Annotated in this window: 24 protein-coding genes; 9 read left to right on the forward strand and 15 right to left on the reverse strand. The window is 64.7% G+C overall.

Annotated features, from left to right (window positions below; all coding sequences use genetic code 11):
- Positions 1–21 precede the first annotated feature (21 nt).
- From cobF to M1D43_RS15440, 5 genes are all read left to right on the forward strand, one after another.
- Positions 22–792: a precorrin-6A synthase (deacetylating) gene (gene cobF, locus M1D43_RS15420; RefSeq protein WP_107608427.1), complete on the forward strand. Its 771-nt coding sequence runs from the start codon at positions 22–24 to the stop codon at positions 790–792.
- Positions 793–917: 125 nt separating this feature from the next.
- Entirely contained in the window at positions 918–2,285 is a 1,368-nt protein-coding gene (gene cobG / locus M1D43_RS15425; protein ID WP_153313065.1) for a precorrin-3B synthase, read from the forward strand.
- 2 nt (positions 2,286–2,287) lie between these two features.
- On the forward strand, positions 2,288–2,920 hold the full coding sequence (locus M1D43_RS15430; RefSeq protein WP_003528811.1) for a precorrin-8X methylmutase: 633 nt from the start codon (positions 2,288–2,290) through the stop codon (positions 2,918–2,920).
- On the forward strand, positions 2,917–3,672 hold the full coding sequence (locus M1D43_RS15435; protein ID WP_107608425.1) for a precorrin-2 C(20)-methyltransferase: 756 nt from the start codon (positions 2,917–2,919) through the stop codon (positions 3,670–3,672). Before M1D43_RS15430 ends, M1D43_RS15435 begins: the two co-directional genes overlap by 4 nt.
- Positions 3,669–4,433 (forward strand): precorrin-3B C(17)-methyltransferase, encoded by a 765-nt coding sequence (locus tag M1D43_RS15440; protein WP_003528817.1) that lies wholly within the window; start codon positions 3,669–3,671, stop codon positions 4,431–4,433. Before M1D43_RS15435 ends, M1D43_RS15440 begins: the two co-directional genes overlap by 4 nt.
- Here M1D43_RS15440 and M1D43_RS15445 read toward each other — a convergent pair.
- Positions 4,397–5,197, reverse strand: coding sequence for a cobalt-precorrin-6A reductase (locus M1D43_RS15445; protein WP_127595813.1), 801 nt, complete (start codon positions 5,195–5,197; stop codon positions 4,397–4,399). The genes M1D43_RS15440 and M1D43_RS15445 overlap by 37 nt on opposite strands.
- Between M1D43_RS15445 and cbiE the strand changes: the two genes are divergently transcribed.
- Entirely contained in the window at positions 5,175–6,407 is a 1,233-nt protein-coding gene (gene cbiE / locus M1D43_RS15450; protein ID WP_192923386.1) for a precorrin-6y C5,15-methyltransferase (decarboxylating) subunit CbiE, read from the forward strand. The two genes, M1D43_RS15445 and cbiE, sit on opposite strands and share 23 nt — an antisense overlap.
- 38 nt (positions 6,408–6,445) lie before the next feature.
- Positions 6,446–7,204 (forward strand): precorrin-4 C(11)-methyltransferase, encoded by a 759-nt coding sequence (cobM, locus tag M1D43_RS15455; protein ID WP_107608422.1) that lies wholly within the window; start codon positions 6,446–6,448, stop codon positions 7,202–7,204.
- Between the two features lie 44 nt (positions 7,205–7,248).
- Here the strand turns inward: cobM and M1D43_RS15460 are convergent, their stop codons facing one another.
- Positions 7,249–8,181: a LysR family transcriptional regulator gene (locus M1D43_RS15460; RefSeq protein WP_107608421.1), complete on the reverse strand. Its 933-nt coding sequence runs from the start codon at positions 8,179–8,181 to the stop codon at positions 7,249–7,251.
- A 92-nt stretch (positions 8,182–8,273) separates the two neighbouring features.
- Between M1D43_RS15460 and M1D43_RS15465 the strand changes: the two genes are divergently transcribed.
- The gene (locus M1D43_RS15465) at positions 8,274–9,086 is read left to right on the forward strand and encodes an NAD(P)H-dependent oxidoreductase (RefSeq protein WP_153313063.1); all 813 of its coding nucleotides are present in this window, start codon (positions 8,274–8,276) and stop codon (positions 9,084–9,086) included.
- Here M1D43_RS15465 and mnhG read toward each other — a convergent pair whose 3' ends face one another.
- The 10 genes from mnhG to M1D43_RS15515 form a co-directional block, all read right to left on the reverse strand.
- A complete protein-coding gene (gene mnhG, locus M1D43_RS15470) occupies positions 9,087–9,452 on the reverse strand; it encodes a monovalent cation/H(+) antiporter subunit G (RefSeq protein WP_003528830.1) in 366 nt (121 codons plus the stop codon).
- Positions 9,449–9,730, reverse strand: coding sequence for a K+/H+ antiporter subunit F (locus tag M1D43_RS15475; protein ID WP_003528834.1), 282 nt, complete (start codon positions 9,728–9,730; stop codon positions 9,449–9,451). Before M1D43_RS15475 ends, mnhG begins: the two co-directional genes overlap by 4 nt.
- A complete protein-coding gene (locus tag M1D43_RS15480) occupies positions 9,727–10,212 on the reverse strand; it encodes a Na+/H+ antiporter subunit E (protein ID WP_003528836.1) in 486 nt (161 codons plus the stop codon). The genes M1D43_RS15475 and M1D43_RS15480 overlap by 4 nt, the downstream gene beginning before the upstream one ends.
- 2 nt (positions 10,213–10,214) lie before the next feature.
- Positions 10,215–11,858 (reverse strand): monovalent cation/H+ antiporter subunit D, encoded by a 1,644-nt coding sequence (locus M1D43_RS15485; RefSeq protein WP_153313062.1) that lies wholly within the window; start codon positions 11,856–11,858, stop codon positions 10,215–10,217.
- Positions 11,827–12,174 (reverse strand): Na+/H+ antiporter subunit C, encoded by a 348-nt coding sequence (locus M1D43_RS15490; RefSeq protein WP_003528841.1) that lies wholly within the window; start codon positions 12,172–12,174, stop codon positions 11,827–11,829. Before M1D43_RS15490 ends, M1D43_RS15485 begins: the two co-directional genes overlap by 32 nt.
- Positions 12,174–15,083: a monovalent cation/H+ antiporter subunit A gene (locus M1D43_RS15495; protein ID WP_192923385.1), complete on the reverse strand. Its 2,910-nt coding sequence runs from the start codon at positions 15,081–15,083 to the stop codon at positions 12,174–12,176. Before M1D43_RS15495 ends, M1D43_RS15490 begins: the two co-directional genes overlap by 1 nt.
- Positions 15,084–15,313: 230 nt before the next feature.
- The gene (locus M1D43_RS15500) at positions 15,314–17,950 is read right to left on the reverse strand and encodes a bifunctional diguanylate cyclase/phosphodiesterase (RefSeq protein WP_153313073.1); all 2,637 of its coding nucleotides are present in this window, start codon (positions 17,948–17,950) and stop codon (positions 15,314–15,316) included.
- A 157-nt stretch (positions 17,951–18,107) separates the two neighbouring features.
- A complete protein-coding gene (locus M1D43_RS15505) occupies positions 18,108–19,721 on the reverse strand; it encodes a cisplatin damage response ATP-dependent DNA ligase (RefSeq protein WP_153313060.1) in 1,614 nt (537 codons plus the stop codon).
- Positions 19,722–19,724: 3 nt separating this feature from the next.
- A complete protein-coding gene (locus M1D43_RS15510; RefSeq protein ID WP_003528849.1) occupies positions 19,725–20,735 on the reverse strand; it encodes a ligase-associated DNA damage response exonuclease in 1,011 nt (336 codons plus the stop codon).
- Between the two features lie 260 nt (positions 20,736–20,995).
- Complete coding sequence (locus M1D43_RS15515) at positions 20,996–21,949, reverse strand: nucleoside hydrolase (RefSeq protein ID WP_153313059.1); 954 nt, start codon at positions 21,947–21,949, stop codon at positions 20,996–20,998.
- Between the two features lie 199 nt (positions 21,950–22,148).
- On the opposite strand from M1D43_RS15515, the gene M1D43_RS15520 reads away from it, so the two are divergent.
- Entirely contained in the window at positions 22,149–22,769 is a 621-nt protein-coding gene (locus M1D43_RS15520; protein ID WP_153313058.1) for a hypothetical protein, read from the forward strand.
- 169 nt (positions 22,770–22,938) lie between these two features.
- Here the strand turns inward: M1D43_RS15520 and lysS are convergent, their stop codons facing one another.
- The 3 genes from lysS to M1D43_RS15535 all read right to left on the reverse strand — a co-directional run bounded on the left by lysS (position 22,939) and on the right by M1D43_RS15535 (position 26,924).
- Positions 22,939–24,435, reverse strand: coding sequence for a lysine--tRNA ligase (gene lysS, locus M1D43_RS15525; RefSeq protein WP_003528855.1), 1,497 nt, complete (start codon positions 24,433–24,435; stop codon positions 22,939–22,941).
- Positions 24,436–24,445: 10 nt separating this feature from the next.
- Complete coding sequence (gene gltX / locus M1D43_RS15530) at positions 24,446–25,903, reverse strand: glutamate--tRNA ligase (protein ID WP_127595789.1); 1,458 nt, start codon at positions 25,901–25,903, stop codon at positions 24,446–24,448.
- Positions 25,904–26,171: 268 nt separating this feature from the next.
- Entirely contained in the window at positions 26,172–26,924 is a 753-nt protein-coding gene (locus M1D43_RS15535) for a TerC family protein (protein WP_003528859.1), read from the reverse strand.
- Between the last annotated feature and the right edge of the window lie 22 nt (positions 26,925–26,946).

Here is a 26,946-nt window from a genome sequence, read left to right on the forward strand (position 1 = left end):
GGTGGCGCGATGGGAGACGGCATGCGACACATCCTGATCATCGGTATCGGTGCGGGCAACCCCGAGCACATGACGGTTCAGGCGATCAATGCGCTGAACCGGGCTGATGTGCTCTTCATCCCGACCAAAGGGGAGAAGAAGACCGAGCTCGCCGAGCTGCGCCGCGGGATATGCGCCCGTTACGTGACGCGGGCCGGCAGCCGCACCGTCGAATTCGCCGTGCCCGTCCGCCGCACCGAAGGCCGCAGCTACGTGGAAAGCGTGGACGACTGGCATGCGGGCATTGCCGCCGCCTACGAGGCGCTGCTGGAGAGCGAGCTTGCGGAAGGGCAGACCGGCGCCTTCCTCGTATGGGGCGATCCGATGCTTTATGACAGCACGATCCGCATCGTCGAACGCGTGAAGACGCGCGGCCAGGTCACCTTCGGCTACGACGTCATTCCGGGCATCACCAGCCTGCAGGCGCTCTGTGCCAGCCATCGCATACCGTTGAACCTCGTCGGCAAGCCGGTGGAAATCACCACCGGCCGGCGGCTCGCCGAAAGTTTTCCGCACAGGAACGAGACGGCCGTCGTCATGCTCGACGGCGAGCAGGCGTTCCGGAAGATCGAGGATCCGGACGCCGAGATCTATTGGGGCGCCTATCTCGGCACGCCCGACGAGATCGTCATTTCAGGGCGCCTCGCCGAGGTGAAAGAGCAGATTCTCGAAGCGCGGGCCGCCGCGCGCGAGCGGATGGGCTGGATCATGGATATCTATCTGCTGCGCAAGGGCGCCGATTTCGAAGAGTAAACGGGCATTGCCGTGCTCTTGGCCGGGGATCTTTGATCTCTCTCGACGCGCCCGCCTGTGATATAGGCTCGATCGATCAGTCCTGCCGTGATGGCTCCGAGACACCGAAGGATCACCGAAGACGAATGACAAGCTGCGCCGCTCCACGAGCCGACCGATCTGCGACCGGCACATCGATGCGCCGCGGGAGTTGTCCCTCGCTGGCGGCGCCGATGCAGACCGGGGACGGCCTGCTCGTGCGGCTGCGACCGGCGGGCGACGGTCTGACGCCGGCGGAGATGAGGGCGATTGCCGGTGCGGCTGCGAGATGCGGCAGCGGGGTCATTGAGGTCACCGCACGCGGCAACCTGCAGATACGCGGCCTGACGCCGGAAAGCGTTCCGGCGCTCGCCGAAGCGATAGGGGCGGCGGAGATAGCCATTGCCGAAGGGGTCGCGATCGAGACGCCGCCGCTTGCCGGATTCGACCCGGACGAAATCGCCGATCCTCGCCCGCTCGCCCGCGCGCTGCGCGTGGCGATCTCCGGCGCGGGTGAGGCGCTCAGGCTTGCGCCGAAACTTTCGATCGTCGTGGATGGAGGCGGCCGCTTTCACCTGGGAAGCCTGACCGCCGACCTGCGTGTCTCTGCGCTCGAGCATGAGGGCGGCGTGCGATGGCTGTTTTCGCTCGGCGGGACGGCGCGTTCGGCAAAGCCCGTCTCGCTCCTGGAATCGAAAGATATCGTCCCGATGGTTCTCGAAATCCTGGGAGATCTCACTGCGCGCGGTCCCGCTTCCCGCGCCCGCGAGCTCGATGCCGATCTTCTTCGGCAGCGCGCGGCTGCCGGCGATGCCCTGCCGCGCGTGGACGGTCCCGTTTTTTCGCCGCCACCGGCGGGCATCCACCACTTCGGCGGCGCCGGCACCGTGCTTGGCATCGGGCTGGCCTTCGCGCAAACCGATGCGGGTAGTCTCGTCGCATTCCTCCGGCAGGCGGAGGAACTCGGCGCAAACGAGATACGCTTGGCACCCCCGCACGGTCTGTTCGTCCTCGGTCTTTCGGGCGAAACGGCGGCCGTTGCGCAACGGCTCGCCTCTGCGCACGGCTTTCTGGTCGCCTCCGACGATCCGCGCAATCACATAGCCACCTGCGCGGGCCTCGCCTGCGCCTCGGCGCGGATGGACACAAAGGCGATGGCGAGGCTGTTGGTGGAAGTTGCACCGAACCTCCTCGACGGTTCGGCGACGGTGCATCTCTCCGGCTGTCCCAAGGGTTGCGCCAGCCCCACGGCGTCGCCGCTGACGCTCGTCGGTGCGCCATCAGGATATGCGCTTGTCGTAAATGGCACTGCTTCCGTCGCGCCGAGTGCCTACAGGGATGAAAACGGAATAGGATCTGCGTTCGGCGCGCTGAACGCGCTCGTGCGGGAAAACAAAGACGCTGGCGAATCGGCGCTGTCCTGTCTTACACGGCTCGGGACCGCGCGCATCGCCGCCGCGTTTGAACAGGGATAGAAATGCCTGATTACGATTACATCCGCGATGGCAACGCCATCTATGAGCGTTCCTTCGCGATCATCCGCGCGGAAGCCGACCTTTCCGGATTTTCGGAGGAGGAAGCCGATCTCGCCATACGCATGGTGCATGCCTGCGGCTCGGTCGAGGCGGTGCGCCAATTCGTGTTCTCGCCCGGCTTCGTCTCCGCCGCGCGCGCGGCGCTGAAAGACGGCGCGCCGATTCTCTGCGACGCCGAAATGGTCGCCCATGGTGTGACCCGCGCCCGGCTGCCCGCCGGAAACGAGGTGATCTGCACGCTCCGCGATCCGCGCACCGCGGAGATTGCGACCGAGATCGGCAATACGCGTTCCGCCGCGGCACTGAAGCTCTGGGGTGAGCGGATGGCTGGCTCCGTCGTTGCGATCGGCAATGCGCCGACCGCACTGTTCTATCTGCTCGAGATGCTGCGCGACGGCGCCCCGAAGCCGGCGGCGATCCTCGGAATGCCGGTCGGTTTCGTCGGTGCGGCCGAATCGAAGGACGCGCTCGCCGAAAATTCCTATGGCGTTCCCTTTGCGATCGTACGTGGCCGCCTCGGCGGCAGCGCGATGACCGCCGCCGCACTGAATTCTCTCGCGAGGCCGGGCCTGTGAGCGGCGTGGAATCAGGCCGGCTTATCGGCGTCGGAACGGGTCCCGGCGATCCTGAACTCCTGACCGTAAAGGCGGTCCGGGCGCTCGGCGAAGCGGATGTCGTCGCCTATTTCGCCAAGGCCGGACGCAACGGCAACGGCCGCGCGGTGGTCGAAGGTCTTTTGAAGCCGGGCATGACCGAATTGCCGCTCTACTACCCGGTGACGACCGAGATCGACAAGGATCATGACGCCTATAAGCGCCAGATCACCGACTTCTACGACGCCTCGGCCGAGGCCGTCGCGGCGCATCTTCTCGCCGGACGAACAGTCGCGGTGCTGAGTGAGGGCGATCCGCTTTTCTACGGCTCCTACATGCACCTCCATGTGCGGCTTGCCGGCCGTTTCCCGGCCGAGGTCATTCCGGGCATCACCGCAATGTCCGGCTGCTGGTCGCTCGCGGGGCTGCCGCTGGTGCAGGGCGACGACGTGCTCTCGGTTCTCCCCGGCACGATGGGCGAGGGCGAGCTTCAGCGCCGCCTTGCCGACACGCAGGCCGCGGTCATCATGAAGGTCGGCCGAAACCTGCCGAAGATCCGCCGGGCGCTGGCGGCGGCAGGCAGGCTCGAGGCGGCCGTCTATGTCGAGCGCGGCACCATGAGGAATGCAGCGATGGTTCCGCTCGGCGAGAAGCCGGACGACGAGGCGCCCTATTTCTCGCTGGTGCTTGTTCCAGGCTGGAAGGACAGGCCCGGATCGGAGGGCAGGGCATGACCGGAAAGCTCTTCATCGTCGGCACCGGCCCCGGCAATCCGGCACAAATGACCCCCGAGGCCGAAGACGCGATTGCGGTCGCTACCGAGTTCTTCGGCTACGGCCCATATCTCGATCGACTGCATCTTCGGGCTGATCAACGGCGCATCGCTTCGGACAACCGCGAGGAGCTCGACCGCGCCCAGGCAGCGCTCGCGCGCGCCGCAGCCGGGGCGGATGTCTGCGTCGTCTCCGGCGGCGATCCCGGCATCTTCGCGATGGCGGCCGCCGTCTGCGAGGCGATCGACAAGGGGCCGCAGGAATGGCGTGAGGTCGATCTCACGATCACGCCCGGCGTCACCGCAATGCTCGCGGTCGCAGCCCGGATCGGGGCACCGCTCGGACACGATTTCTGCGCCATGTCGCTTTCCGATAATCTGAAGCCCTGGGATGTCATCACCCGGCGGTTGAGGCTTGCCGCCGAAGCGGGGCTCGTCATCGCGCTCTACAATCCGATCAGCAAGGCGCGTCCCTGGCAGCTCGGCGAGGCCTTCGAGGTACTGCGGCAGGTGCTGCCGGCCCAAGTTCCGGTGATCTTCGGCCGCGCCGCCGGGCGGCCCGACGAGCGCATCGCGGTCATGCCGCTCGGCGAGGCCGACGCCGGCCGCGCCGACATGGCGACCTGCGTGATCATCGGTTCGCCGGAGACGCGCATCATCGCCCGCGAGGGAAAGCACGACCTCGTCTACACGCCGCGGTCCTTCACCGGAGAAAGCCATTGACGGATGCGTTCGAGCGCCTCGTCACAGTCGCCGACCGATTGAACGTCGGCAGGCTTGTGGCGCTCGACCATCACCACCTCGATCCCGAGCTGACGCGCCGCCGCTATCTTGCCGTAGGTGGCCGCGCCGCCGCTGTTCTTGGCGACGATGACGTCGATCCCGTGACGTTCGAGCAGTTCTGTTTCGTCGGCCTGCGCAAAGGGGCCGGAGGCGAGGATGGCGGTGACATCCGGCAGATCGAGCGGCGGCATCACCGGATCGACGCTGCGCACGACGTAGCTGTGCTGCGGCGCCCTCTCGAAATGGAAAGCCTCCTGCCGGCCGATTGCCAGAAAGACGCGGCGCGGCGCCTCGCCCAATGCGGGAACCGCTTCCGCGACGCTTCCGACGCATGTCCATCGATCGCCGGGTTCTGCAGCCCAGGCGGCGCGGCGGAGCGCGAGGAGCGGCGTTCCGGTCATCTTAGCCGCCGCGGCTGCGTTGAGCGAGATGCGGGCGGCGAAGGGGTGCGTCGCATCGATCAGCAGGGCGATGTTTCGCTCGCGCAGGAAGACGGCGAGCCCTTCGGCGCCGCCGAAGCCGCCGGTGCGCGTAGGAAGCGGCTGCGGGCGGGGATCGGCGGTACGGCCGGCAAGCGAGATCGCCGTATCGTAATAGGGTTCGGAGACCAGGCGCTCTGCGAGCTGCCGCGCCTCGGTCGTTCCGCCCAGGATCAGAATGCGAGGTCTGCCCGTGGCTGACATGTCGAACAGCGGCTCGGCCATCGTCGCTCCCTGGCTCATCGTGATCGGTATCGGAGAAGACGGTGTAGCCGGTCTCGGCGACGAGGCCAAGCGCCTCATTGAGGCCGCTCCCGTCGTCTTCGGCGGAGCCCGCCATTTGGAACTCGCTGCGCCGCTGATCGGTGGCGAACGCCATATCTGGCAGAGCCCGTTTGAAAGATCGGTGGAGGCGATCGTCGCCCGTCGCGGCAGCCCCGTCGTTGTGCTCGCCTCCGGCGATCCGTTTCTTTACGGCGTCGGCGCCACGCTGGCGCGCCGCGTAGATGCCGCGGAAATGCACACCATCCCCGCGCCGTCCGCCTTCAGCCTCGCCGCTTCCCGGCTCGGCTGGCCGCTGCAGGAGGTCGCGACCGTTTCGCTGCACGGCCGTCCGCTCGATCTCATAAGGCCGCATCTTCAGCCGGGCGCGCGCGTCCTGGCGCTGACCTCGGACGAGAGCGGGCCGAAGGCGCTTGCCGGGCTGCTTGCAGAAAGCGGATTCGGTCAGTCACGGCTTACGGTTCTCGAGGCGCTCGGCGGCGCCAGCGAGCGTGTCTCCCGCCACCTCGCTTCCGGCTTCGCGATGGAGGAAATCAACGCGCTGAACGTCTGCGCGCTTGAGGTGGTGGCCGATGCCGATGCACGCGTTCTGACGCTTGCGAACGGCCTGGACGAGCGGCTTTTCGAGCACGACGGCCAGATCACCAAGCGGGAGGTGCGGGCGCTGACCCTCTCGGCACTCGCGCCGCGCAAGGGCGAACTCCTCTGGGACATCGGAGCCGGCTCAGGCTCGATCGCGATCGAATGGATGCTTGCCGATCCGGCGATGCGCGCCGTCGCCATAGAGGCGTCGTCCGAACGGGCTGCGCGGATCGGCCGCAATGCGGTCCGCTTCGGCGTTCCGGGGCTTGTGGTCGTCGAAGGGCAGGCGCCGGAGGCGCTGCGAGGGCTTCCGCAGCCGGAGGTGATCTTCATCGGCGGCGGCGGCAGCGAGCCCGGCGTGATGGAGGCGGCGATTGCGGCGCTCGCGCCCGGCGGACGTCTCGTCGCCAATGCCGTGACGACGGAGATGGAAGCGGTGCTGCTCGCCCGACATGCGCAGTTCGGCGGCTCGCTGATCCGCATCGACATCGCCCGGACCTCGCCCGTCGGCGCCATGACGGGCTGGCGGCCGGCCATGCCGGTCACGCAATGGTCGTGGATAAAGGCGTGAGCCGATCTTCGGACCATGCTTTTTCGAGAGGACAGATCATGACGGTTCATTTCATCGGCGCAGGCCCGGGCGCGGCAGACCTCATCACGGTCAGGGGCAGGGACCTGATTGGCCGCTGCCCCGTCTGCCTCTACGCCGGTTCGATCGTATCGCCCGAGCTTTTGCAATATTGCCCGCCGGGCGCCCGCATTATCGATACGGCGCCGATGTCGCTCGACGAGATCGAGGCGGAATATGTCCGCGCCGCCGGAGCCGGCGAGGATGTCGCCCGGCTGCATTCCGGCGATCTCTCCGTCTGGAGCGCGGTGGCAGAACAGATCCGCCGGCTGGAGAAGAATGGGATCGCCTACACGATGACGCCGGGCGTCCCCGCCTTCGCTGCCGCTGCCGCGACGCTCGGCCGCGAGCTGACGATCCCGGCCGTCGCGCAGAGCCTGGTGCTGACCCGCGTGTCCGGTCGTGCCTCGCCGATGCCGAACAGCGAGACGCTCGCCGCCTTCGGAGCCACCGGTTCGACGCTTGCGATCCATCTTGCGATTCACGCGCTTGGTCAGGTGGTCGAGGAGCTGACGCCGCTTTACGGCGCCGACTGCCCGGTCGCGATCGTGGTCAAGGCCTCCTGGCCGGACGAGCGCGTCGTCCGCGGCACGCTCGGCGACATCGCAGCCAGGGTTGCGGCGGAACCGATCGAACGCACTGCGCTGATCTTCGTCGGACCGGGCCTGGAAGCATCGGATTTCCGCGAGAGCTCGCTCTACGACCCGACCTATCAGCGCCGGTTCCGCGGGCGCGATTGAACGGGCGGGCATCGTTCAAAGTGCCACAGCGGAAAGCCGGCTGATCATTGCCCGTTCGGCGAACGGTCCATTCCCGGGAGCTTGCCGATCTCATTTGCGAGGAAGTCGATGAGAAGGCGGACCCGGGAGATGCCGGCGCGTTCCGGTACGATCAGCATGTTGAGCGGCACGGAAGGAAGCGAATAGCCGGGCAGCACCGCCTCGATCCTTCCGGCCTCCAGAAGATCGCCGACAAGCCATCGATGCGCTGGCACGATTCCGCGTCCGGCGATGAGCGCTTCGCGCACGGCCAGGCCATGGTCCACTCTCAAGCGCCCGCCGAAGGGGACGGCGTGGTACTTGCCATCCCGCCCCTGCAGGGCGAGTGTTTCGCTGCCTGACACATTCGACATCCGGATGCCTTCGTGCCCGATGAGCTCCTGCGGAGTGGCCGGTCTTCCGCGCTCCGCGAGGTAGGCCGGCGCTGCCACCAGCAGCCGCCGGCTTTGGCCAAGCGCTTTCATCCGCATCGAACTGTCGCTGACAGGCCCCAGGCGGATCGCCACATCAATCCCCTCCCGCACGAGGTCGACGCGCTCATCGCTGAGGCTCAGGTCGATGCCGATCTCCGGAAAAAGGTCCTGAAAGGCGAAGATCAGCCGGCTGACATGCAGCACGCCGAAAGCCGCCGTGCAGGAGACCCGGATCGTACCGGCTTGAGCGCCGCGCGTGCGGCGCACCTCATCGCTGGCCTGCTCGACCAGGCGCAGGATCTCGACGCTTCGGGCGTAATAGCGGCTGCCTTCGTCGGTCATCATGACGCGCCGGGTCGTCCTGCTCAGCAAAGGCACGCCCACGGCCTCCTCAAGCTCGCGCAGGTGGCGTGTTACGGTCGATTGACCTACTCCGAGTTCGCGCGCGACTGCACTGAGACTCCCACGCTCCGCCACGCGGGCGAAGGTGCGCATGCGCTCCAAGGTGATGTCGGATTTATCCATTATTTGGCATAATCTTATGCATTCTCCAGAGGTAGCGGATTAGACGAGCGTTGGCTACCTAGAGGTTCGAAATCTCACCAGGAGAATGATCCATGAAAATCCTGCTCGTCTTTGCCCACCCGGAATCGCGCTCGCTCAACGGAGCGCTCCGCGACGTCGCGATCGAGGAGCTCACGGCCCAAGGTCACGAAGTGCTGGTCTCCGATCTCTATGCCGACGGTTGGAAATCCGAAGTCGGTCACGCCGACTTCCCTCTACTGCCGCCGGATGCGCGGCTCGTGCCGGTCGCGGCGTCCAAGACGGCCTTCGAAGCCGGCGCTTTGACGGAAGATGTAAAGGCGGAGATCGAAAAGCTGCTGTGGGCGGACGTTCTGATTCTTCAATTCCCGCTCTGGTGGTTTTCCATGCCTGCCATTCTCAAGGGCTGGGTCGACCGGGTGTTTGCCTACGGCTTCGCCTATGGCGTCGGCGAACATAGCGACAAGCGCTGGGGCGACCGCTATGGCGAAGGCAGCCTGACAGGCAAGCGCGCGATGCTGATCGTCACCGCCGGCGGTTGGGAAGAGCACTATTCCGCCCGCGGGGTGAACGGACCAATCGACGACCTTCTGTTCCCGATCAATCACGGCATCCTCTATTATCCCGGCTACGACGTGCTTCCTCCCTTCGTGGCTTATCGCGCCGATCGCCTCGACGAAGCCGGATTCACTGAGGTCGCTGAGGGTCTCCGCGAAAGGATGCGGACGATCGGGACCGTCTCACCCATTCCCTATCGGCAGCAGAATGGCGGAGATTATCTCATTCCGAGCATGCAGCTCCGCCCCGGACTGGGAGATCCGGCTGCGCCAGGCTTTGCCCTTCACCTGGATGAGACGCGGGAGGCGTTCCGTCAGGCGGGCGAGTAGTTATTCTTCACCCGGTGCGGGCTTCTGCTTACGCGGCACGCCCTGCCGTTCCTCGAAGCGGTCGCGGTAGAGGGTCGCCTGGCCAAGGAGCATCAGGGTCACGGGCGTCGTCACTGTCACGAAGAAGATGATGAGAACTTCGTGGAATACCCAGCGGCTCTGCAAGACCGCGAAGCAGAGGATCGAGGCGAGGCAGAGGAGGATGGTGCCGCCGCTGGTCGCGATCGTCGGGGCGTGCAGGCGCGCGTAGAAATCCGGCAGGCGCAGGAGCCCGAGCGATCCGATCAGGGTGGTGGCGGCGCCGACGAGCATCAGCCCGCAGACGAGGAGCGCCGCCCATGGCGGAAGGTCGGTCAGATGGCTCATTCGATCACCTCGCCGCGCATGAGGAACTTTGCCAGCGCGATCGACGAGGCGAAGCCGATCACAGCGATGATCAGCGCCGTTTCGAAATAGACCGTATTCGCCGTGCGGATACCGAAGGTGATGAGCATCAGCATCGCATTGATGTAGAGCGTGTCGAGACCGAGAATGCGGTCCTGGGCCCTCGGTCCTCTGGCCATGCGGTAGAGCGCGAAGGCCATGGCCAGCGCAAGCATGGTCTGTGCCACGAGCACGGACCAGACGACGGCAAGCTCCATCATTCGAATATCTCCTTCAAGTCGGCCGCATAGCGCGTGATCGTTTTCCGCCACAGGTCTTCGTTTTCGATGTCGAGTACGTGGAAGAGCAGAATCTTCTGGCGACGATCATATTCGAGCCATGCGGTGCCCGGCGTCGCCGTGACGACGCAGGCGAGCAGCGCCAGGGCGTTCTCGTCGTCGAGATCGAGGCTGACCGTCATGAAGCCCGCATTAACCGGACGCCTGCCTGCGCGCAGGATGATCAGCGTGACGGCGATATTGGAGCGGATGACGTCGCCGACGACGCGCAGGATGAATCCGGCGATCCGGCTCCAGCGGTGGAGACGCGAGCGGGCGGGCTGCAGGTTGAGCGTCACCCATGCGAGAACCGTGCTGACCACCAGGCCGAGGACGATAGAGCCCGGCGTCACGGACTGGCTCAGAAGCAGCCACATGAGGAGGAGCGCGATCGAGAGCAGCGGGTAGGGGAACCAGGTACGCATCGCTACTGGCTCCCGGCCCGCGGCGCCGAAAGCACGCGCTCGCTGTGGGTGAGCGGCGCGAGCAGATCGTCAGCCGTCGCCTGCATGTAGCGCATCGCGGGTCCTGCCTGCAGGCTCAGGAAGATGCAGGCGCCGAGCAGGACGACGACCGGCGTGATCTCGATCACGACGACCCGCGGGATCGTACCCTCGATCGACGCCCAGAAGGTTCGGATGCCGATGCGGTTCATCGCGATCATGGCGGCGAGACCGGACAGGATGAGGAGAGTGACATAGGTCCAGTCGGCGGCGGACAGTGCGGTCGCGAGCTCGGCGGCCGGCATGTCGAAGAGGCCGCTGATGAGCGCGAATTTGGCGATGAAGCCGGAGAGAGGCGGCAGGCCGGCGAGCAGCAGGGCACAGAGGCAGAAGCAGAGGCCGAGAACGGCCATTGTGCCGGGAATGGCGGCGCCGACCTCTTCCTCCTCCTCGTCCTCGTCGAAATCGCCATAGGCTTCCATAGTCACCGCCAGAACGTCGGCGCCGGCGTCCCGGCCGCGTTCGACGAGTTCGATCAGCAGGAAGAAGGCCCCGATCGTCAGTGTCGAGCTGACCAGATAGAAGAGTGCGCCGGCGAGCATTCCGTCGTGGCCGAGGCCGACCGCGGCGAGCAGCGTCCCCGAGGATACGAGAACGGAGTAGCCCGCAAGGCGGCCCATTGCCTGCGAGGCGAGTACGCCGATGCCGCCGAAGGCGATCGTCAGCATTCCCCCGGTGACGAGCCATTCCTGGCCGAAACCGGACGATGCGCCCGCCGCGGTGCCGAAGACGAGCAGATGCAGGCGGATGATGACGTAGATGCCGACCTTGGTCAGGACCGCGAAGACGCCTGCGACCGGCGGCGTCGCCGCAGCATAGGCCGTCGGCAGCCAGAAGCTGAGCGGCCACATGCCCGCCTTGACGAGGAAGGCGACGCCGAGGATGGCCGAGCCCATTTCGACGAGCGTTCTGCTTCTGGGTTCGAGGGCTGCGAGCTTCGTTGCGAGGTCGGCCATGTTGAGCGTGCCGGCGGCGCCGTAGATCAGGCTGACGCCGATCAGGAACAGCGCCGAGGCGGCGAGGTTGACGGCGATATAATGCAGCCCCGCCTTCACGCGCAGAGGGCCGGAGCCGTGCAGGAGCAGGCCGTAGGAGGCGGCCAGCATCATCTCGAAGAAGACGAAGAGATTGAAGAGGTCGCCCGTGAGAAATGCGCCGTTGAGACCGGCTACGAGAAGCTGGAACAGCGAATGGAAGTGATGCCCCGCCGTGTGCCACCGCGCCATGGAATAGGCCTGTGCGGCGAGTGCAAGGCCGCTCGTCAGGCACAGCATCAGGGCCGACAGGCGGTCGAGCACGAGGACGATACCGAAGGGGGCGGGCCAGTTGCCGAGCTGATAGACCCCTGATCCGGGGAGGCTGCCGGTGCCGGCAGCGGCAAGTCGCATGAGGATCATCGAGAGGATGAAGACGACGAGCGTGGACGCGAAGCCGATGGCCCCCTTCAATGTCCGGTCGCGCTCGTTGATCGGGATCAGCACCGCGGCCACGGCAAGCGGCAGCAGGATCGGCAGGATGAGAAGATGATCGAGCCAATCAGTCACCGCGCTGCTCCCTTCCGTCCACATGGTCGGTTCCGGTGAAGCCGCGGGAGGCGAGCAGCACCACGAGGAAAAGTGCGGTCATGGCGAAGCCGATGACGATCGCCGTCAGCACCAGTGCCTGCGGCACCGGGTCGGTATAGCGGGCGAGATCGCCGACGCCGCCTGGATCGAGGATCGGCGGGGCGTTCACCCGCAACCGGCCCATGCCGAAGATGAAGAGATTGACGGCGAAGGAGAGCAGCGAAAGCCCGATGATCACCTGGTATGTTCGCGGCCTCAGGAGAAGATAGACGCCCGATGCGGTCAGCGTGCCGATCCCGGCTGAAAGAATGAGTTCCATTAGCGTACCGCCTCCTTGTCGGAGCGCGCGGCCTTCGCATGCGCACGCGGTGCACGGACCGACTGGTGCGCCAGCGCGATCAGGATGAGAACGGTGGCACCGAGCACCAGCGAGAAGACGCCGAGGTCGAAGAGGATCGCGCTGGCGAGCGGAAACTTGCCGACGACCGGCAGGCTTGCATATTGCGCGTGGGAGGTGAGGAACGGATAGCCGAAGAACCAGGATCCGACGCCCGTGGCCGTCGCCACCAGGAGACCGATGCTCATCCAGCGAAGCGGATGGATGCGGAGCCGTTCCTCGACCCAGCGGGTGCCGCCGGACATATATTGCAGGATGAAGCCGATCGACATGGCGATGCCGGCGGCAAAACCGCCCCCCGGCAGATCATGTCCGCGCAGGAAGAGAAAGGCCGCGAGCATTCCGGTGACCGGAAACATCCAGCGCATGATCACCGCCGGGATGAAGAGGTATTCGGCCACGCTGTCGCCGGCGGCGCGGTCGGGGTGATCGTCGTCGAAGGCGTTCTGCACTTTTTGCTGCTCAGGGGCCTCCAGGCTGTCGGACTGAGGTCGGAAGCGCAGGAGAAGCGCGAAGACCGTGAGCGCCACGATGCAGAGCACGGCGATCTCGCCGAGCGTATCGAAGCCGCGGAAATCGACGAGGATGACGTTGACGACGTTGGTGCCGCCGCCCTCGCGATAGGCGCGCTCGAGAAAATAGCTGGCGATGGTTTCGGGAAGGGGCCGCGTCATCACCGTGTAGGCGATGAGCATCATTCCTCCGCCGGCGCCGATCGCCAGCAGCAAGTCGCGCAAGCGCCTCAGGCGGACCCGGATCGAGATGTCTTCCGCCGCCACCGGCTCCTCGATGCGCTTCGGCAGCCAGCGCAATCCGAGGAGAATGAGCACGGTGGTGACGATCTCCACCAGGAGCTGCGTGACCGCAAGATCGGGTGCGGAAAGCCAGACGAAGGTAATGCAGGTGACGAGCCCTGCTCCGCCGAGGAGCACCAGCGAGGCGAGACGGTGGAATTTCGCCTGATAGGCGGAGCCGATGGCGCAGGCGATGCCGATTGCCCAAAGCAGGGCGAAGGCGGGATCGATGCCGCGGATCACAAGCGGCGGCAGTTCGAAATTGCCGAGAAGAAGCGGCGATGCCCCCGCTGCAAGTGCCAGGAAGACGAGGAGACGCATCTGCGGCTGCAGGCGGCGCGTGCCGAGCCGCTGTTCGAGCCATCGGGCCCACTTCCAGGAAAGCGTCACCAGAACGCGCTCGAAAATGCGCTGACCCTGGAGCAGCCGGAAGACCGGCGGACCCTCGACGGCCGTCGCCAGATAGGAGCGCATCAGGAAATAGAGACCGATGCCGCCTGAAAGCGCGACGAAGCTCATGATCAGCGGAATGTTCCAGCCGTGCCAGACCGAAAGGCTGTAATCGGGCGTTCCCTCGCGCAGGACCGAGAGAACGGCCGTGTGAAGAAAGGGACCGATCGTCTGGGCGGGAATTATACCGACGACCAGACAGGCGAGAACGAGGAAGTCGACCGGCGCCCGCATCCAGCGGGGTGGCTCATGCGGCTTTCTCGGGAGGTCTGCCGGGGGCCGGCCGAAGAAGACGCCGTGGATGAAGCGGAGCGAATAGGTGACTGCAAACATGCCCGCGATCGTCGCCACGTACGGCGTGACCGTGTCGAGCGGGTTGACGAGATGCGTCTCGATCGCCTCGGCAAAGAACATCTCCTTGGAGAGAAAGCCGTTGAGCAGCGGCACGCCGGCCATGGCGGCACTCGCCACCATGGCGAGCGTCGCGGTGATCGGCATGAAGTGGAACAGCCCGCCCAGCCTGCGAATGTCGCGGGTGCCGCTTTCATGATCGATGATGCCGGCCGCCATGAAGAGCGAGGCCTTGAAGGTCGCGTGGTTGACGATATGGAAGACCGCGGCGACGGCTGCCAGCGGACTGCCGAGGCTCAGGAGAACGGTGATGAGCCCGAGATGACTGATCGTCGAATAGGCGAGGAGTCCTTTCAGATCCTGCTGAAAAATCGCGAAATAGGCGCCGAGCAGGAGGGTTGTCAGGCCCGCAAGGCCGACGATCCAGAACCAGGCTTCCGTGCCGGCCATCACCGGCCAGAACCGCACGAGCAGGAACACGCCGGCCTTCACCATCGTTGCCGAATGCAGATAGGCCGAAACCGGCGTCGGGGCCGCCATCGCGTGCGGCAGCCAGAAATGGAAGGGGAACTGGGCGCTCTTCGTCAACGCCCCGAGCAGGACGAGGACAAGCACCGTGCCATAGAGGGGATGGTTGCGGATCGCGTCGCCCGAGGCGAGGACCGCGTCGAGTTCATAGCTGCCGACGATCTTGCCGATGATTATCAGGCCGACGAACATGGCGAGGCCGCCCGTGCCGGTAATCGTCAGCGCCATTCGGGCGCCGTCGCGGGCGTGTGCGTTATGGTGCCAATAGCCGATCAGCAGGAAGGAGACGATGCTGGTCAGCTCCCAGAAGACGGCGAGCAGAATGAGGTTGCCGGAAAGGACGACGCCCAGCATCGAGCCCATGAAGGCGAGGAACAGCGCGAAAAACCGCGGGACCGGGTCCTCCTCGGCCATATAGTAGCGGGCATAAAGGACGACGAGAACGCCGATCGCCGTGATCAGCGCCGAAAAAAGCCAGGCGAAGCCGTCCATCCTGAGGGTGAAGTTCAGCCCGAGTTCAGGAACCCAGTCGATCCGGTAATGGAGGACGCCGCCCGAGGCGACGTAGGGGTAGAGGCCGGCGGTCACCAGGAAGCAGACAAGCGCGATCGCACCTGCGAACCAGGATATCGCACCGCGCTGATCGGACGGGAAGAAGATTGCAATGAGGCTTCCCGCGAATGGGAGAAGAATGAAAACAGAAAGCAATTTCTCCGCGTATTCGATCGTTTTGTCTCCTTGCGAGTGTATTGGAGGTCGGGACTTCGGTCCCGCGAGGACTGACGCCGGACGGGTCACGCGGACGAGGTCCGCGCGTTCGCATAAGCGGCAGAAGGCATATGTTTTTATGACTATTTTCCGGACGGCTGCCAAGCCTTAGCAGCAAGAAAAAGCCGCGTATGTGCAGTCCGCCTCTGAAGGCGAGGGCCGGATACCGGTCAAGCGGCGCGCCACCGCCGCTCGAAGACGAAAGTGGCAAGATCGTTGGCGTTCATCGGCCGGGCGAAGGCGTAGCCCTGCAGACCATGGCATTCCATTTCCTTGAGGATGCGGGCGTGCTCGAGCGTTTCGACACCTTCGGCGATCACTTCGATCCCGAGCGATGTGCCGATGTCGATGATCGATGCCACGAGCCGGCGCTCCGCCGGAGAGGAGAGAATAGGCAGCACCAGTTGCCGATCTATCTTCAGGCGGCGTGGCGTCAGCTTCAGCAGGCTCAGGATCGAGGCATAGCCGGTACCGAAGTCGTCGATCTCGATGTCGATGCCGAGTTCCTTGATGCGCCGGATGTTGGACATGACCGTCACATCGTTTTCGTCAAAGGAAATCGATTCGAGCAGTTCGAAGGAAAGCCGCCCCTCGGGTATGGAGAGCGCCTCCAGCCGGGCGATCAGTCCCTCGTCTCTCAGGCGCGGATAGGAGAGGTTGACCGACACCTTCGGCACATAGATGCCGTTTGCCTCCCAGCGATAGATCTGAAAGAGCGCCTGTTCGAGGATCTTCTGATCGATCGCCGCGACGACGTTGATGTCCTCCGCCGTCTTGAGAAAGGCGTGCGGACCGAGGAGCCCCTTGGTGGGATGATCCCATCGCGCGAGTGCCTCGACGCCGATGATGTCGAGCGAGCTCGGACAGAACTGCGGCTGGAAATATGCGACGAATTCGTTCTGCTCGAGACCGCGCAGGATCTCGTCGGCCGTCTGTTTCGTCTGGAGCACGGCGGTCTTCAGTGCGCCCGTAAAGGTCTCGTGGCGGTTGCGGCCGCGGCGCTTGGCCTCGTAGAGGGCGATATCGGCGTTGACGAGGACCTGGGAAAGGTCATCCGCCGCATCGGTTTGAGCGGCAATGCCGATGCTCACGCCGATGCGGCATTCCTGATCTTCGTAGCGGACCGGAACGCTCATCGCCTCGATCACGCGGGAAGCCAGCGCCGCGTCTTCGTCGCAGCCGCCGCTTGCGCGAATGATGACGAACTCGTCGCCGCCGATGCGGGCGACGAAGTCGTCCTGGCGTGCATTGTCCCGCAAAAGGCTTGCCGCATGCTTCAGGATCTCGTCGCCGGCTGCATGGCCCATCGTGTCGTTGATCTGCTTGAAACGGTCGAGGTCGATATGGAAGATGCTGATCTTCGCCTTTGCGTCGGCCCGTCGGCTGCGGTCGAAGAGAATCTGGTCCAGGAAGCGGCGATTGGGCAGGCCGGTCAATGGATCGTGCAGGGCGTTGAATTCCATGCGATGGCGCGCCGCCTCCAACTCGGCACTGTGGGCCTCGGCGAGGCGTTTGGCCTCCGAAAGCGTCGCGCGTGTCTTCACGTCGGCCGTCACGTCCCAGTTGACGCCGACGATCTTCCTGTTGCCGTTCGTGCCGGCATAGGTCGAGCCGATCGCACGGATGTGGCGGACTTCCCCATCCGGAAGGCGGATGCGGAATTCCGTGTTGTATGCGCCGCCCGTGGCGAGCGTTCCGGCGAATTCCGCCTCGGCACGGGCGAGATCGTCCGGATGAAGCGTGTTCCGCCAGTCCTCGTAGACCTCGCGCATCGACGATCCGATACCATAGAGCTCCTTCATGCGGCTGTCCCACAGGAGCGTGCCGCTGTCGACGTCGAGCTCCCATATGCCGATCTTCGAAGTGTCGAGCGCGATCCTCAACCGGTGCGAAAGCTCCTGAAGCTGATCCTTGCTCTGCCTCAATGCGCGAAAGTTCGCCTGCCGCTCCGCCATGAGGCGGCCGGCGACGATCATCGGAGCGACGATCATCAGGCCGCCGAATGCGATGAGGAAGCGGACCTGCCAGGCATTCTGCGGTGTCGTCGGCCACCCGCCTTTGGGGATCGCGGCCATGCGCCAGGAACCGCCGGGCAAGGATACGCTCATCTCGACAGGGGCGTTTTCGAAGATTGCCGGGTCGCCGAAGAAATGCGGGCCGCCGCGCCCCGTGCCGTCGCGGCCGGCAATGGCGATGTCGATGTCGAGCGCCGGCGATGAAAGGCCACTGTCGCGATAAAGGCGATCGACATCGATCACCGCTGAAACGACGCCCCAGAAGCGGCGGCCGCCTTCCGGACCGGTGGTTACGGGAAAGCGGCCGATCAGCCCGCGACCGCCTTGCACGAGGTCGACCGGGCCCGCGAGCACCATCTCTCCGGATGCCACCGCGCGCATGACGGAACTGCGTTGTTTGTCGTTCGTGCGGTAATCGAGGCCGATCGCCTTCTCATTGCCCGTCAGCGGGTAGACCATCGCGACCACCAGTCCCGGCGCGGCGGCGATGTTGCGGAGCTGCGATCCCGCGCCGAAGACGCTGCGTGCGAGCTCTGCGAAGCGCTGCTGCTGCATGTCGGGTTCGGTCTCGATCGTGGCGATCAGGCCCCGGACCAACTGGATATTGCCATTGACGCTGCTCTCGAGGCTGGAGCGTATCGGGTTGAGCGCGTCGGCGACTTCGGAGCGCAGCCGCGCTTCCGAAACGATCCGGTTCTGATTGTCGGCGAGAACCCCGGCAACGACCACGACAAGGGCCGCGATGACGGCCGGAAGGTAGCTGGGGGTGAGAAAGCGCGACAGAGGGGACATGGCATGGTGCGGCTTCAAAAGAGCAATTCCAGGACGAGGCGCGCCCAAAAGGAGGCGGGGACGGCATGCAGCAAGCCGGATAATTCCAGACTCTCCTTAACAAACCTTCATTCGGGGTTCCTGAAATAGCTCTCGGTAAGGCGTGGTAGCAAACGCTTCAGCGTTGCGTTCCCATCATCGCCTGCAGTGTCTCGAGCCTGTCGGCGTCGCGAGGCAGCTTGTCGGGTCTGAGGCGGGCAATCCGCGGGAAGCGCATGGCTACCCCGGATTTGTGACGCGTGGAGCGGTTGAGGCCTTCAAAGGCAACCTCGACGACGAAGCCGCTGTCGGGTTCGGCGCGCACCGCGCGCACGGGACCGAAGCGTTCGACCGTATTGTCGCGCACGAAGCGATCGAGAACCTCGAGCTCGGCATCGGTAAAGCCGAAATAGGCCTTGCCGACGGGAACGAGGCTCGTGCCGTCTTCACCCTCCGCCCAGACGCCGAAGGTGAAATCGGAGTAATAGCTGGACCGCTTGCCGTGGCCGCGCTGGGCATACATCAGTACGGCGTCGATATTGAAGGGCGCCCGCTTCCACTTGAACCACGGCCCCTTGGCCCGTCCGGCCATATAGGGCGAATCCAGCCGTTTCAGCATGACGCCTTCGATAACCGGAGCGGGCGGGCTGGAGCGCAGCTCGTCGAGCTCCTTCCAGCTTGAAAAGCCGACGAGCGGCGAGAGATCGAAATGCTGCGGCGAGGCCGCTTCGATCAGCGACGACAGGGCTTCGCGGCGCACACGAAAGGGCTCGGGCCTGATATCGCGCTCGCCGGAAAAGAGAATGTCGTAGGCACGGATGAAGGCCGGATACTCGTCCATCAGCTTGCGGCTGACGGTCTTGCGGTTCAGCCTTTGCTGCAGGTCTGCGAATGTGCCCGTGGCGCGGTTGCTGCGCATCGTTCCGCCGACCAGAAGCTCGCCGTCGATGACGCCCGTGATATCGGCAGCTTCGATGATCTCGGGAAAGGCCGAGGATATCTCGTCGCCGCTGCGCGAATAGAGGCGTCGAGCCCCGCCGACATTGGCGAGCTGGACGCGGATGCCGTCCCATTTCCACTCGGCCGTGAAGTCGGCCGGATCGAGCCCGTCGAGATCGCCATCGCCGACCGCTGTTGCGAGCATCACCGAATGAAAGACCGCAGGTGTCTTGAGCACCGGCATCTCCGCCTCACCGGTGAGCCAGAGGAAAAGGGGCAGGTATGGCGGCTCCAATCCGTGCCAGAGCGTTTCGATCTCGCTCACCTCCTTGCCGCCCATCTCCGCCAGCGCCTGCTTCGCGAGCCGTGCCGAGACCCCGATGCGCAAGCCTCCTGTCGCGAGCTTCAGGAGGGCGAAGCGGCCGGAGGTGTCGAGCCGGTCCAGAAAGTCGCGGACGAGCGAACGGACCTCGGAGCGGCCGGCCCGCTGCAGCCGCTCGACAACCTCGCCGAGCGGAATGTCCTGAAGGGCGACGTCCGGCGGCGGCTCCCAGGCGAGAGAGACCGTTTCCGCGAGGTCGCCGACATAGTCGTAGGAATAGTGGAACAGCACGTCGTCCATGCGCTCGAGCAACAGGTCGCGAATGAGGGCAGGCTTCACCGTGTTGAGCGAGAGCGTCCCCGCGATCGCTGCCAGCGCATAGCCGCGGCTCGGATCGGGTGCGCCGCGGAAATAGTCGACGAGCAACCGGATCTTGGCGTTTCGCTGCGGCGTCAGCACGAGCCGGTCGAGCAGTTCGGCGAATGCTTTCATCGCTCACTCTCCCTCATCGTCGTATCCGACAAGGTGCAATGGCCGTGCGGGTATGCCCTGCAACTGGCACCAGCGGACCAGCGCCTCCTCGCGGCCATGCGTGACCCAGACTTCGGCAGGCGCGATTTCGCGGATCGTGGCCGTGAGCTCGGCCCAGTCGCAATGATCGGAGATGACGAGCGGCAGCTCGACGCCGCGCTGCTTGGCGCGCTGGCGGATGAGCATCCAGCCGGAGGCGAAGATGGCCAGCGGATCGGCGAAACGGCGCGCCCATCGCTCGGCAAAAGCCGCCGGAGGCCCGAGAACGATGGCACCGGCGAGGTCCTGCCGGTTTTCCGGACCGAGCGTTGCCGGACGGATGTCGCCGAGATCGATCCCCTGGCTCTGGTAATATTCGCAGAGCCTGGCGAGTGCGCCATGGATGTGAATCGGTTCGTCGTAGCCCTGCTGGCGTATGAGCGCGATGAGGCGTTGTGCCTTGCCGAGGGCGTAGGCGCCGACCACATGCGCGCGCTCGGGAAATTGCCGGAGAGACTGGAGGAGCCGGGCGATCTCTCCCTTGTCGTCCGGGTGGTGGAATACCGGCAGGCCGAAGGTCGCTTCCGTGATGAAGACGTCGCAGGCGACCGGCTCGAAGGATGGGCAGGTCGGATCGGGCCGTCGCTTGTAGTCGCCGGAAACCACGATCCGCGTTCCGTCCGCCTCGACGGAGATCTGCGCCGAGCCGAGCACATGGCCGGCCGGGTGGAAACGGACACGCACGCCGCCGATCGAAATCGTTTCGCCGAAGCGCGCCACGTCGCTCGCGCCGCAGAAGTCGTCACCATATCGCAGGCGCATGATGTCGAGCGTCTCGCGCGTCGCGAGCACATGGCCATGTCCGGCGCGCGCATGGTCGGAATGTCCGTGGGTGATGAGTGCCCGTTCGACCGGTTGCACCGGGTCGATATAGAAATCCCCGTGTTGGCAGTAGAGACCCTTGGGGGCGGGAAAGAGCAACGCGTCCGGCTTCATACGGATAAACATAGCCGGCGGCAGCGCATCTGCCAGCTATCGGAGCCAAGTTTTTCGTTGCAACCGCGGGGGACCCCTCCCCACAAGGGTGAGGGCTCTCCTCGGGTTTCGCCCCTCACCCTAACCCTCTCCCCGCAAGCGGGGCGAGGGGACGAGTTCGCTTTGGTTCGTCGAGGCTGACGCAGATGCACAACCGTGTCCCCTCGCCCCGCGCGCGGGGAGAGGGTTAGGGTGAGGGGCAGGGTTGAACACCTCAAGCTTCAATTGTCGCCCGCGAGCGTATCGCCGATGAGTTTCAGCACCGCTTCGGCATCGATTCCGATGCACGCCTGCTGGCTTGGGAAGCCGTCCCAGGCGTTCGGTGGAAACAGGCGTGCATCCGGCTTTTGAACGGTCTGGCCATCGGCGATGCCGCCGCAAAGCACTCGGATGGCGCCGCTGCGGGTCTGGAAGAGTTCGGGCGCGACGACATAGGCGCAGGCGCAGCTGTCGTGCACGATCATGCCGTCATCCACATGGTGCTCGTAGAAGTCGATGTAGAATTGCGAGATGTCGGAAAGAAGCCTCGCCGGTGCGCCGCCGCGTTCGGCGATATCGGAGAGCATGGCACGGCTCATCACCGTCTTCGTCGTCACGTCGAGACCGATGACGGTCACCGGCCATGGCGCCGTCATCACCACATCGGCCGCTTCCGGGTCGCCGTGGATATTCGCTTCCGCCGCCGGCGTGATGTTGCCGGGAACATCGAAGGCGCCCCCCATGATCACTACCGCCTTGACGAGGGTGGCGATTTCCGGATCGTCGCGCAATGCGCGCGCCAGGTTGGTCATCCGGCCGACGGCGACGAGCGTCACTTGCCCGGGATTGGCGCGCACCGTGTCGATGATGAAGCGGTGGGCAGGACGAGGGTCGAGCGGCAGGTCTATCTGCGCCGGCACATCGATATTGCCGAGCCCGTCATCGCCGTGAATGCCTGTCGGCCATCCGACATGCGGCCGGCCGGCATCGAGCGTCTCGCCGATGCCCTTGGCAACCGGTGCGGCAATATTCCATGCCCCTTTGAGGAACAACGCATTGCGCGTCGTCGTCTCGATCGAGGCATTGCCGAAGACCGTGGTGATGCCGACCAGCTCTATCGCCGGGTGACGGTGCAGAAAGAGGAGGGCCATCGCATCGTCGACGCCCGGATCCGTATCGAAAATAACCTTGTGCATACCGCCTCTTCCCTGGTTCCGGGGAATTCCCGCCTACAGCGACGTTGTCCATGGCGCAATGGACAAGCTGCGGGCGAAAGTCAATCGCTGACCGCCTGCCGGAGGCTCCGCTTAAACTTTCCGAAAGGTGGTTCGTCTATCTTCGAAGACGCCTGCGGGCCTTTCTTGCGACCCTTTACGACGACAGCGGAGCCACCCCTTGAAGGCCATTCTCAGCAAGTTGCGCCCTTCGAAGCGGCTGGTGATCATCCTGTCCGCCGCCTTCGGGGTCTCCGCCGCATCCGGCGGTGCCGCGGTCTATGTCGGTCGGGACAAGATACTGACCCGCTTCGCGGGACCTTCCGTTTCCGGTCTCGACTGCACGGCGCTCCGGACCTTGAAGCTCGACCATAAGGGGCAGCGTTGGATCCGCATGCATGTGAAGACGGACCGGGCAAGCGGGCCGGATCGGATCAGGACCGCCCTTCGCGTCGCAGGCGCCCTCGCCAAAAAGGAGGAGGCCGATCTTTATCAGGTGGTCGTGCTCGATGCGGCAGGTCCGGAGGATCGCGCAAGCGTGCGCGGCGCGGCGATCGGCGCGGAGGTGCTCTTCGCCCCCGGTCCGCGGAGCGTGCCCGGTATGGATGAACCCTTCCGCGCCTCCTATAACGAGGCCGCGGCCAACGCTGCCGGCAGGTTCCACGGCAAGGTCGTGACGCTCGAACTGGACGACGTCCGCGTCATCATGGCCAAGATGGACGATCGCTCGATGTGCATCGATCCGTCGGCAACGGGCGATGTCGCGGCCGTTGCGCCGGCCGAGGAGCAAGCGAGTCATTAAGGGAAGAGCCCCTCCCCAACCCCTTCCCACAGGTGGGAGGGGCTTAACTTGCCGCGCCTGATCCACCGACTCTCAACGCACCGCACGCTCGGACGCTGCGAATGGCACCGGTCGGGAACCGCGGGCGCCTAGCCCCCGCCCCGTGTGGGGACGGGCCAGCTCCAAAGTGTCAATCGGCCTTCTGGCGGCGGGCCGGGAAGAGGATGATGTCGCGGATCGACGGCGAGTTGGTGAGCAGCATGATCAGCCGGTCGACGCCGATCCCCAATCCCCCGGCGGGCGGCATGCCCTGGTCCATGGCATCGAGGAAGTCCTCGTCCAGCGTCTTTTCCTTCTCGCCGCGGGCATGCGCCTGTTCCATCTGCTCGACCATGCGGGCGCGCTGCTCGACCGGGTCGTTGAGCTCGGAAAAGGCGTTGCCGATCTCCCAGCCGTTGCAATAGGTCTCGAAGCGCTCGACGAGCCGCGGCTCGCCCGGCACCTCCTTGGCGAAGGGCGAGATGTCCTTCGGGAAGTGGATGACATGAGCAGGCTGGATCAAGGTCGCTTCGACCTTCTCCTCGAAGAGGAAGGCGAGCACTTCGCCCCAGGTCGCGTCCTTCTCGATCTCGACACCGGCGTCGCGAGCCGCCTGCCGGGCCTCCTCGTCGCTCTTGAGGGCAAGGAAATCGATTCCGGTCGCGTCCTTGACGGCCGCCGGCATAGAGACGCGCGGGAACGGCCCCTTGAAGGAGAGCTGCTTGTCGCCGAACTCGAATTCCGTCTTGCCGTGAACCGCAAGCGCCAGGGTCTCGAACATGCGCTCCACGAGACCCATCACGTCCTCGTAGTCGGCATAGGCCCAGTAGCACTCCATCATGGTGAATTCAGGATTGTGCCGGGTCGAGACGCCTTCGTTGCGGAAGTTGCGGTTGATCTCGAAGACCTTGTCCGTCAGGCCGGAAACGAGAATGCGCTTCAGGTAAAGCTCGGGCGCGATGCGCAGATACATGTCGAGCTTCAGCGTGTTGTGATGCGTCTTGAAGGGCTCGGCCGTCGCGCCGCCGTAGATCGGCTGCAGCATCGGCGTCTCCACTTCCATGAAGCCTTCGTCCTCGAGGAATCGGCGCAGGCTCGACACGATGCGGCTTCGCTGCTGGAAGCGCAGCTTCGATTCCTCGTTGACCATGATGTCGAGGTAGCGCTTGCGGTAGCGCGTCTCGATATCGGCAAGCCCGTGATACTTCTCCGGCATCGGCAGGAGCGACTTGCAGAGCATGGTGATCTCTTTGGCATTGACGGTCAGTTCGCCGCGCTTGGTGCGGCGCACCTCTCCGGTGACCCCGATGATGTCGCCGAGATCGATCATCGGCAGAAGCGCGCGCGCCTCTTCCGGTGCCGTATCCTTGTGCGAAAAGATCTGGATCTTGCCGGAGGCGTCATGAAGATCCATGAACATGCCGGAATTGCGCGAGGAGAAAACGCGGCCGGCAACGGTTACCGTTTCGCCGCTTTCGGTATCGGGCTCCAGCCCGGCATATTTCTCCGCGAGTTCCGCATTGGTGAGCGTACGGTGGAAATGCGCGGGGTAGACGTCGCCGATCTGCTGACGCAGCAGGTCGAGCTTCTGGGAGCGCACTTCCGTCGCGTCGGAGGAAAGGCCGGCTGCCTGTGTCTTGTCGGTCATGGTCTCGTCCTTACTTTCCACTGCCCGCCATGGAGGCGACGACCTGCGCGGCGACCTTCAGCCGCTGGCGCACGACCGAACGGCCGAGCAGTTCCATCGAATCGAACAGCGGCAGCGAGCGCTGCGAGCCCGAGCAGGCGACGAAGAGCGGCGCCACCACGGCTTTCAGCTTCTTGCCCATGCGCTCGGCGCTGGCGCGCAGCTCCGTCTCGATCGATTCCTTGTTCCATTCCAGGATTTTTTCGAGATCCGGCTGGACGGTGTTCAGGATTTCGAGCATCTCCTCGGGCGAGGCCTTCACGCCGGCAAAGGCGGCGGGCTGCAGGCCGAGATCCGACTTGAAGAGGAAGGCGGCGAGATCGGGCAGTTCGCCGAGCTTCGAAATGCGGGTCTGAGAGAGCTTCAGACCTTCCTTGAGCCGCTCGTTGTCCATCGCCCAGGCGAGGACGCGGGCTGCGAATTCCTCTTCGGAGAGCTTCTCGCGGATCCAGCGCGCGTTCAGCCAGTCGAGCTTCTGGATGTCGAAGATCGCACCGGCCTTGGACAGGTTTTCCGGATCGAATTTCTCCGCCAGCTCCTCCATCGTCAGCAGTTCTTCGCCTTCGGCGATCTGGATGAAGAACAGCCCGAGGAAGTTCATCAGCGCTTCCGGCAGGTAGCCGAGCGCCGTGTAGTAGGAGATGGAGGTCGGGTTCTTGCGCTTCGACAGTTTCGACTTGTCGGCATTGCGCATCAGCGACAGATGCATGAAGACAGGCGGCTCGAGACCCAGATACTGATAGATCAGAATGTGCTTCGGCACCGAGGCGAGCCACTCCTCGCCGCGTGCGACATGGGTGATCTTCATCAGATGGTCGTCGACGACGTTCGCCATGTGATAGGTCGGCATGCCGTCGGCCTTGAGCAGCACCTGCATGTCGACGGCTTCCCACGGGATCTCGACATCGCCATAGACGCCGTCGCGGAACTTGCAGGAGCCCTCGGTCGGGATCTTCATGCGCACGACGTGCGGCTCGCCGGCGTCGACGCGCGACGTCACTTCCTCGGCCGAGAGGCTGAGGCAGAGGCCGTCATATTTCGGCGGCTTGCCGGCGGCGCGCTGCGCCTCGCGCATCTGCTCCAGCCGCTCGGGCGTGCAGAAACAGCGGAAACCGTGGCCGTTCGCGACGATCTTCTCGACGTAGGGCTTGTAGATGTCCTTGCGGTCGCTCTGGCGATAGGGGCCGTAGGGCCCGCCGATATCGGGGCCTTCCGACCATTCCAGTCCGCACCACTTCAGCGCGTCGAGCACCTTCTTCTCGAATTCCGGCGTCGAGCGCGTCGCATCCGTGTCCTCGATGCGCAGGATGAATTTGCCGCCGTGCTTCTTGGCGAAGAGATAGTTGAAGAGCGCGATATAGGCGGTGCCGACATGCGGCTCGCCGGTGGGGGAAGGTGCGATACGCACCCGGACTGCAGAATCTGCCATTGTCTTTGCCCGTCTTGACGTGCTTTCGGGGCCCTTTGCCGGAGTGCTTTCCAGCTTGCGGGCGCGCATTTTATGGGAAGGAAAGGCCCGCAAGGGTTCCGCACCAGCGGTTTAGCCAGGCAATTCCAGTCGGCAGGCGTGAGACCATAGAAAGCCCTGCATGTCAACGGAAAGCCGCGAGCGGCAATGTCGTCGTCTCGCCGCCCGCAACGAGCAAAGATCACCGCGAAGGCCCGCAACGCGATGCGGGCCTCGTTGTGTCGTGCTTCTATTTCGTTCTTGCGGTCTGCCGCTTCATGCGCGCGTTGCGGGCGACCATGTTGAGAACCTCGACCAGTGCGGAGAAGGCCATGGCCGCATAGACGTAGCCCTTCGGCACGTGGAAGCCCATGCCTTCGGCGATCAGGGTCGTGCCGATCATCAGGAGAAAGGCCAGCGCCAGCATGACGATCGTCGGATTTCTCTCGATGAAGTTCGCAAGCGGGTTCGCTGCAACCAGCATGACGGTCACGGCGACGACGACGGCGACGACCATGATCGGCAGATGCGGGGTCATGCCGACGGCGGTGATGATGCTGTCGACCGAGAAGACGAGGTCGAGAAGCAGGATCTGGCCGATGGCGGCCGCGAAGCTGTTGATCGCGGAGCTGGCGATGAAATCCTCCTCATGATCGCTCGGATCGACACTGTGGTGGATTTCCTTGGTCGCCTTCCAGACGAGGAAGAGCCCGCCGGCGATCAGGATCATGTCCTTCCAGGAAAAACCGTGGCCGAAGGCCTCGAACACCGGCTGCGTCAGTTGAACGATCCAGGCGATGGTGCCGAGCAGGGCCAGCCGCATGATGAGTGCAAGGCCGATGCCGATGCGCCGGGCGCTGACGCGGTTTTCCGGCGGCAGCTTGTTGGTGAGGATCGAGATGAAAATGAGGTTGTCGATGCCGAGGACCACCTCCATTACGATGAGTGTGATGAGGGCGATCCAAGCCTCGGGGCTTTGAGCAAGCGTGAGGATTTCCTGCATCGGCAACTTTTCCTTTTCGGGA

This window comes from Ensifer sp. R1-3 (assembly GCF_056739175.1).